The organism is Allonocardiopsis opalescens (genome assembly GCF_003002095.1).
Taxonomy (GTDB): Bacteria; Actinomycetota; Actinomycetes; order Streptosporangiales; family Streptosporangiaceae; genus Allonocardiopsis; species Allonocardiopsis opalescens.
Genome location: NZ_PVZC01000002.1, coordinates 712,164 through 719,050, shown reverse-complemented (window position 1 = coordinate 719,050; position 6,887 = coordinate 712,164). Strand labels below are relative to the sequence as shown.

The window sequence follows — 6,887 nt, the reverse complement described above, 5'->3', positions numbered from 1 at the left end:
TCACCATCCGAACGCACCCGCTTGTAATGGTTGTACACCGCAACCGACAAAGCCTTCTTCGCCTGCTCCTGCCCGATCACATACGAATCCAGGAAATCGTAGATCTCGCGCGGTTTCGGCAGTTCCGAGAGCGGTTCCGCGGCGGGTTCGCCGAACTCCTCGTCGATGAGCTCGTTGCAGAGTTCGACGCACTCGTCGCAGATGCAGATGCGGCCCGGGCCCGCGACGAGCTTTCTGACCTGCTTCTGGCTCTTGCCGCAGAAGGTGCACTTCAGCAGGTCGCCGCTGTCACCGATGCGTGCCACTCGGCAACGCCTCCTCATCGGTCGCGCGGGCCGGGGCCCGGCGGGCCCGCCGGGGGTCGGGCGGGTCGTGCCGGGCCGGCCGGACCCACAGGGGTGAGCGCCGGTCTGGGACCGTATGGCCTCGACGCTACCTGCTCGCGCCGACTTGCTCATCCCGGTATGGGCGCCCGCCGGGCGGTGTCGGAGCCGCCGCCTAGAGTCGTCGGCGTCCGGGGGCGCTGACCGGGGAGGTGGGGGCGATGGATCCGGGCGCTTCGCGCCGCAGCGGCGCGCAGGACACGGAGCGGGCGGCCGCCGACGACCTGCTGATCGCCGAGGCCGACCAGATCGCGGGCGGCTGGCGCTTCGTCACGGTCGAGGGGATCATCGTCGACACCGCACGCGAGCTGGAGCTGTACGAGCAGGTGCTGGAGATCTTCGACCAGGTCGCCGGGAGCCGGCCGGCCCGCCACTCCGCCACCCCGACCCGGCTCACCCTGGCGGTCTGGGGGCCCGACGCCCAGGAGCGCGCCGACGAGCTGATCCGCCGGGTGCGTGCGCTGAACCCGCAGCGGCTGTGGGGCGGCTTCCAGTGGGAGATCCGCGACAGCGCCCGCTGAGCCGCCGGAGCCGTCCTTCCTGGTGGGCGACATGGCGGGCGCGGGTCCTGGAGCGGTGGGCGGCGAGCCGCCATCATGGGCCCGGCGGTGGCGGTCCGGCGCGTCCCAGGACGGAGCGGATCGGGCATCCGGGACGCAAGTGATGATCGGTGGTGAACCGGGTACGTCACTCGTGCGCCCCCGCGCCATCGCGCCACACGTACCCCTGGGAGCCGTCATGTCCTCGCCCGCCCCTCCCGCCGAACGCCCCGGGAGCCGCATCTACCGGCCCTGGCTGCTGCGGCTGGTGTACGACCTCGTCGTGCTGCGGCTGTCGTGCCGCATGGTCTGGGGCTGCCCGGAGAAGCGGCTGGTGCGCGAGTACCGCGAGCACATCGGCGACGTGCACCTCGACATCGGCCCCGGGCCCGGCACCCTGCTGGTGAAGGCGCGGCCCCGGCCGGGCGCCGTGCTGCACCTGCTCGACCTCAACCCCGAGCCGCTGCGGATGTCCGAGCAGCGGCTGGCCGCCTTCACCGTGCACACCTACCATGCCGACGCGCTGGCGCCGTGGCCGCTGGAGGACGCCTCGGTCGGCTCCGTCGGCCTGTCGCTGGTCGTGCACACCCTGCCGGGCAAGGACATCGCCGCCAAGGCGCACGTGCTGGACGAGGCCGCCCGGGTGGCGGTCCCCGGCGGCCGGGTCTTCGGCTCGACGGTCGTCTCCAGCGGCGAGGGGCTGCGGATGGCATGGCCGGCCCGGCGGCTGTCCGACGCCTACAACCGCGCCGGGATCTTCGACAACCGGGGCGATGACGCCGACGACCTCCGCCGCGAACTGGAGGTCCGCTTCACCGACGTCCGCTTCCGCGTGCACGGCACCGTCGCGGTCTGGTCGGCCCGCACCCCCGCCTGAGGGCCCGGAACCGGGCGCTCGGACGGCGGTCCGCGCCCTCGTGCGGGACGCCGTCTGATTTCACGGTAGATTTGTCCTGCCTCCGTGGGGTGGTCCCGGCGTTCCCGCCGATGAACCCGCCCGTAAGGCTTTCTCGTCAAGCAGCCGGCGATCAAACCGTTGGTTTTGTGATGCGAGGAAACCGTGATCACTGGAGCCGGTGCTGACGCGTCCCGTCCGAAAGCGCGTCCCAGGTTCGTGCGGGTGAGATTCCGGTCGTCCGGAGACGACCGGGCGGCGGCCGTGCCCGGCCGTGCCCGTCACGCGCTCCGGGCGACGCCTCTCCGCTCGAACCTGCGTGAACGCGATGCGCGCCCGTTCCGTGCCGGACAGGCCCTTTCCGTGCCGGACGGGGACGAACGCCCCCTTACCGCCGCCCGGACCCATACTGGCGGCCGCGCAAGGTGCTGAGCCCGCTCCCGCCGGGGAGACTCGGCGGGCGCTACGACCCCGGCCCGATCCCACCTTCGTGTGAGCGTGCGCGTGTCCCCAACTGACCCTGACCCGTCCCCGGGTGCGGAGCCCGGCCCCGGAGAGACCGGGAGCCCTGCCCCGCAGCCGGCCGGCCGGCCGGCGGCCGGCCAGGTCGACGACCTGATCGAAGACGCGGACCTGGTGGAGCTGGTCCGCGACCAGGAGAAGCTCATCACCGACCTGCGGGCCAAACTGGCCAGCTCCGGTGTCATCAACAAGGCGATCGGCATCATCATGGCGCAGTCCAACTGCGGCGAGGATCAGGCCTTCGCGCTGCTCGCCCAGGTCTCCCAACGCAGCAACCGCAAGGTCAGAGACGTGGCGAGCGAGATCCTCTCCCGCTACGACTCCCGGGGGCGGCGCCCGTCGGACACCGACGACTGACGGCGCCGCCCGGTGGCGGCCGGGCGTCCGCGCCGATCGGCCGGCCGGGGGCGGCTCCGGCCGGCGCGGCGCCCGGCCGCCCGATGTCACAGGACGGGCCCGCCGCCCGTCAAGGCTGCGGCGGCGGCACTCGCCGCCGTCCCGGCCGCGCCGGCCCGACGACCGACAGGAGTCGCCCATGTCAGCCGACACCACCCTCCACGCCCGATCCACCGGCGCGGCCGGCGGGCCCCGTCCCGCCCTGCTGCTGGTCCTGCGTGTGTCCACTCTGCTCACCACGCTGGCACTGCTGGCGCAGGCCGTCACCGCCGGGCTGCTGCTCTCCTCGCCCGACGGCCGGGTCCTGCACAGCGCCATCGCCTACGCGGTGGTGCTCGCCGCGGTGGTCCAGCTGGCCGCCGCCGTGCTGTTCTGGCGCCCCGGCGGCGGTCCGGCGGGCTTCATCGCCAACGCCGCCGGGCTCGCCGCCTTCACCGCCGTGCAGATCGCGCTCGGGGTGGCTGGCCTGTCGCAGCTGCACGTGCCGGTAGGGGTGCTGATGTTCGCGGCGAGCACCCTGCTGCTCGTCCGGACCTGGTCCCGCCCGGCCGGCGCGGCCCGGAGCTGAACCCCGCCCGGCCGCCGCGCACACGGCACGGCGCACCCGTCCCTACGGACGGGTGCGCCGCTTGCGCGCGGCGGCTCAGGCCGGCACCGACGCCGTCGGGCGGTCCCACACCCGGTGGCCGGCCAGCAGCGGTACGAACGCCTCCGCCAGCCGGCGCACCGCGCCGCCGCGTGCGGTGAGCACGCCCTGGTCCGCCAGCACGCCGTCGGACTCGCGCTCGGCCGTGCGCAGCGCGCCGAGGGGCAGCCGCCGGAGCAGGTCGACGCCCTCGTCCAGGGCGACCACCGGCTTGGCGTGCTTGAAGGCCTCGGTCACGAAGTGGGTCGCGTAGCCGTCGGCGGCCAGCGCGGCGGCGCTGTCGGCGCCGCCCGCGACCACCACCGCGTCGTAGAGCACCGACGCCATCGTGGTCATCGCCCGGTCCACGGCCAGAGCGGGCCCGTCGGCGGCGGCGAGCCGGCCGTCGTGCGGGGCCAGCACCTCCACCACGGCGCCGCGCTCGGTCAGCTCGTCGCGCAGCACGCTCACCCCGGTGGCCGCGACGCCGTCGGCGGCCAGCACCGCGATCCGGCGGCTGCGCGCCCCGTCCTCGACGGTGCCCAGCAGCGCGGTCTGGCTCAGCGCGGGCGAGCTGCGGCCGTGGTTGCGCACGGCCGCCTCCGCCGGCGGGGCCACCCCGATGCCCCGGGCCACCTCGACGGCGAGGCCGTGGTCGACGTGGTTCAGCCGCTCGACCACCCGCTCCCGCACGGCCATCACCTCGCACTTGCCCAGCTCGAAGCGGAAGGCGGCCACCAGGTGCTCGCGCTCCCAGCCGGCCAGGCTGTTGTAGAAGAGCGTCGCCTGCGAGAAGTGGTCCTGGAAGCTGGGGCTGCGGCGGCGGATCTTGGCGCCGTCCACCCGCTCCTGGTAGTGCGTGTAGGCGCCCGCGTCGGCCAGGGCCGGGCAGCCGCCGCCCAGCGAGTTCGGGAAGTAGCTGGTGCGGCCGCGGTGCACCCGCTGCTGGCCGTAGCCGTCGCGCTGGTTGTTGCTCACCTCGGCCACCGGCCGGTTGACCGGGATCTGCTGGAAGTTGGGGCCGCCCAGCCGGATCAGCTGGGTGTCGAGATAGGAGAAGTTGCGCGCCTGGAGCAGCGGGTCGTTGGTGAAGTCGATCCCGGGCACCACGTTGGCGGTGTGGAAGGCGATCTGCTCGGTCTCGGCGAAGAAGTTGTCCGGATTGCGGTCGAGCACCATCCGGCCCACCGGGACGACCGGCACCTCCTCCTCTGGAATGATCTTGGTGGCGTCCAGCAGGTCGAAGTCGAAGCGGTGCTCCTCGCTCTCCGGCACCAGCTGGCAGCCCAGCTCGTACTCGGGGTACTGGCCCGCCTCGATCGCGTCCCACAGGTCGCGCCGGTTGTAGTCGGGGTCCTTGCCGGCGATCTTCTGGCACTCGTCCCAGACCAGCGAGTGCACGCCGAGCACCGGCTTCCAGTGGAACTTCACGAAGGTGCCCTCGCCGCGCTCGTTGACCAGCCGGAAGGTGTGCACCCCGAAGCCCTGCATCATCCGGTAGCTGCGCGGGATGGCCCGGTCAGACATCAGCCACATCATCATGTGCATGGTCTCGGGCTGCAGCCCGACGAAGTCCCAGAGCGTGTCGTGCGCGGACTGCGCCTGCGGGATCTCGTTGTGCGGCTCGGGCTTGACCGCGTGCACGAAGTCGGGGAACTTGATGCCGTCCTGGATGAAGAAGACCGGCATGTTGTTGCCGACCAGGTCGTAGTTGCCCTCCCGGGTGTAGAACTTCGTCGCGAAGCCGCGCACGTCGCGCACGGTGTCGGCCGAGCCGCGCGAGCCGGCCACGGTGGAGAAGCGGACGAAGACCGGGGTGCGCACCGACGGATCGCTCAGGAAGTGCGCCCGGGTGTAGCGGCTGAAGGACTCGTAGGGCTGGAAGTGGCCGTAGGCGCCGGCGCCCCGCGCGTGCACGACCCGCTCGGGGATCCGCTCGTGGTCGAAGTGGGTGATCTTCTCGCGGAAGTGGAAGTCCTCCAGCAGCGTGGGGCCGCGCTCGCCGGCGCTCAGTGAGTTGTCGGTGTCGTCGACCCTCACCCCGGTCTCGGTGGTGAGTTCGCCGCGGGAGTCCGCGCGTACGGACTCCAGCTGCCGGTCCTTGTCGTCCGCGCCGTCCGTTCCGTCTGCCTGGGGCCGCGTCGGGGCCATGCCGACGTCTCCTCTCGACGTGTGCCGTAGGGCGGTGCCGGCCAGTGATCGCCCGGATTACGCACCGCGTCCAGATGTCTCCGGTCCGCTTGCCTGCGCCTGGAACGCCGAAACGCCCGGCCGCGCGCTGCGGCCGGGCGTTTCGGTCCGCCCCGGGCGGGGGCGGCTAGTCGCCCTTGACGTTGACGATCTGGCGCAGGGTGTGCCGGATCTCCACCAGCTCGGCGGCGTCGGCCATGACCTGGTCGACGTCCTTGTACGCCTGCGGGATCTCGTCGATGAAGGCGTCGGTGTCGCGGTACTCGATGCCCGCCATCGCCGCGCGCAGCTGCTCCTGGGTGAAGGTCTTGCGCGCGGACGAGCGCGAGTACGCGCGGCCCGCGCCGTGCGGCGAGGAGTTCAGCGAGACCGGGTGGCCCTTGCCGGTGACCACGTAGCTCGCGGTGCCCATCGAGCCGGGGATCAGCCCGGGCAGCCCTTCGGTCGCCTCGATCGCGCCCTTGCGGCTCAGCCAGACGTCCTTGCCGAAGTGCCGCTCGCGCTGGGTGAAGTTGTGGTGGCAGTTGATCCGCTCCGCCTCGCGCACCTCGGTGCCGCACCACTCGGAGAAGGCGCCGACGACCCGGTCCATCATCTCCTCGCGGTTCAGCAGCGCGAACTCCTGCGCCCAGTTCAGGTCGCGGATGTAGGCCCAGAACTCGTCGGTGCCCTCGGCCAGGTAGGCGAGGTCGGGGTCGGGCAGGCTGATCCAGTACTTCTCCATCATCCGCTGGGCCACCTTGATGTGCCGGGTGGCCAGCTTGTTGCCGATGCCGCGCGAACCGGAGTGCAGGAAGAGCCAGACCCGGCCGAGTTCGTCGACGGTGACCTCGATGAAGTGGTTGCCCGAGCCGAGCGTGCCCAGCTGGAGCCGCCAGTTCGCCGCGACCTGGTCGTAGTCGGTGCGGGCCCGCTCCTCCAGCCGCTGCGCGCGCTCGCGTGCGGTGGGGGTCAGCTCGGTGTTGTACACCCCCGCCGAGAGCGGCACGGCGCGCTCGATCGCCAGCCGCAGCGCGCGGCGGTCGAGCCCGTCGAGCGCGCCGACCTCGAACTGGGTGCGCACCGCGATCATCCCGCAGCCGATGTCGACGCCGACGGCGGCGGGGATGATCGCGCCCAGGGTCGGGATCACGGAGCCGACCGTGGCGCCCTTGCCGAGGTGCGCGTCGGGCATCAGGGCGATGTGCGGGTGGATGAACGGCAGCCGCGAGGCGGTCTCCGCCTGGGCGCGGGTCTTGGGGTCGAGGATGGACGCCCAGTTCACCAGGCGCTTGCTGATCCACTCCATCGGGGCGATTCCTCCTTCGTCGCCCCGACGGTATCCGGATCGCGGCCGC

General features: G+C 72.6%; 7 protein-coding genes. 4 read left to right on the top strand and 3 right to left on the bottom strand.

Annotated features, from left to right (window positions below; translation table 11 throughout):
* A partial coding sequence (locus CLV72_RS10075; RefSeq protein WP_281262403.1) for a ClpX C4-type zinc finger protein occupies positions 1-305 on the bottom strand: 305 nt, incomplete at its 3' end.
* Positions 306-544: 239 nt separating this feature from the next.
* Here CLV72_RS10075 and CLV72_RS10070 point away from each other — a divergent pair.
* From CLV72_RS10070 to CLV72_RS10055, 4 genes are all read left to right on the top strand, one after another.
* Positions 545-904: a hypothetical protein gene (locus CLV72_RS10070; RefSeq protein WP_106243458.1), complete on the top strand. Its 360-nt coding sequence runs from the start codon at positions 545-547 to the stop codon at positions 902-904.
* Positions 905-1,121: 217 nt separating this feature from the next.
* Positions 1,122-1,799 (top strand): class I SAM-dependent methyltransferase, encoded by a 678-nt coding sequence (locus CLV72_RS10065; protein WP_170140934.1) that lies wholly within the window; start codon positions 1,122-1,124, stop codon positions 1,797-1,799.
* Positions 1,800-2,321: 522 nt separating this feature from the next.
* Positions 2,322-2,696 (top strand): ANTAR domain-containing protein, encoded by a 375-nt coding sequence (locus CLV72_RS10060; RefSeq protein WP_170140933.1) that lies wholly within the window; start codon positions 2,322-2,324, stop codon positions 2,694-2,696.
* Between the two features lie 178 nt (positions 2,697-2,874).
* Positions 2,875-3,303 carry a hypothetical protein gene (locus tag CLV72_RS10055; protein WP_245930050.1) on the top strand — a complete coding sequence of 143 codons (429 nt, stop codon included), beginning with the start codon at positions 2,875-2,877 and terminating at the stop codon, positions 3,301-3,303.
* A 75-nt stretch (positions 3,304-3,378) separates the two neighbouring features.
* Here CLV72_RS10055 and CLV72_RS10050 read toward each other — a convergent pair whose 3' ends face one another.
* Complete coding sequence (locus tag CLV72_RS10050; protein WP_106243446.1) at positions 3,379-5,511, bottom strand: catalase; 2,133 nt, start codon at positions 5,509-5,511, stop codon at positions 3,379-3,381.
* A gap of 166 nt (positions 5,512-5,677) precedes the next feature.
* Positions 5,678-6,838, bottom strand: coding sequence for an RtcB family protein (locus CLV72_RS10045; RefSeq protein ID WP_106243442.1), 1,161 nt, complete (start codon positions 6,836-6,838; stop codon positions 5,678-5,680).
* Positions 6,839-6,887: the final 49 nt, after the last annotated feature.

Excerpts from the sequence above, each read along its gene's own strand:
- CLV72_RS10070 (WP_106243458.1), top strand. The coding sequence starts at position 545 with ATGGATCCGGGCGCTTCGCGCCGCAGCGGCGCGCAGGACACGGAGCGG.
- CLV72_RS10065 (WP_170140934.1), top strand. The coding sequence starts at position 1,122 with ATGTCCTCGCCCGCCCCTCCCGCCGAACGCCCCGGGAGCCGCATCTAC.
- CLV72_RS10055 (WP_245930050.1), top strand. The coding sequence starts at position 2,875 with ATGTCAGCCGACACCACCCTCCACGCCCGATCCACCGGCGCGGCCGGC.
- CLV72_RS10050 (WP_106243446.1), bottom strand. The coding sequence starts at position 5,511 with ATGGCCCCGACGCGGCCCCAGGCAGACGGAACGGACGGCGCGGACGAC.
- CLV72_RS10045 (WP_106243442.1), bottom strand. The coding sequence starts at position 6,838 with ATGGAGTGGATCAGCAAGCGCCTGGTGAACTGGGCGTCCATCCTCGAC.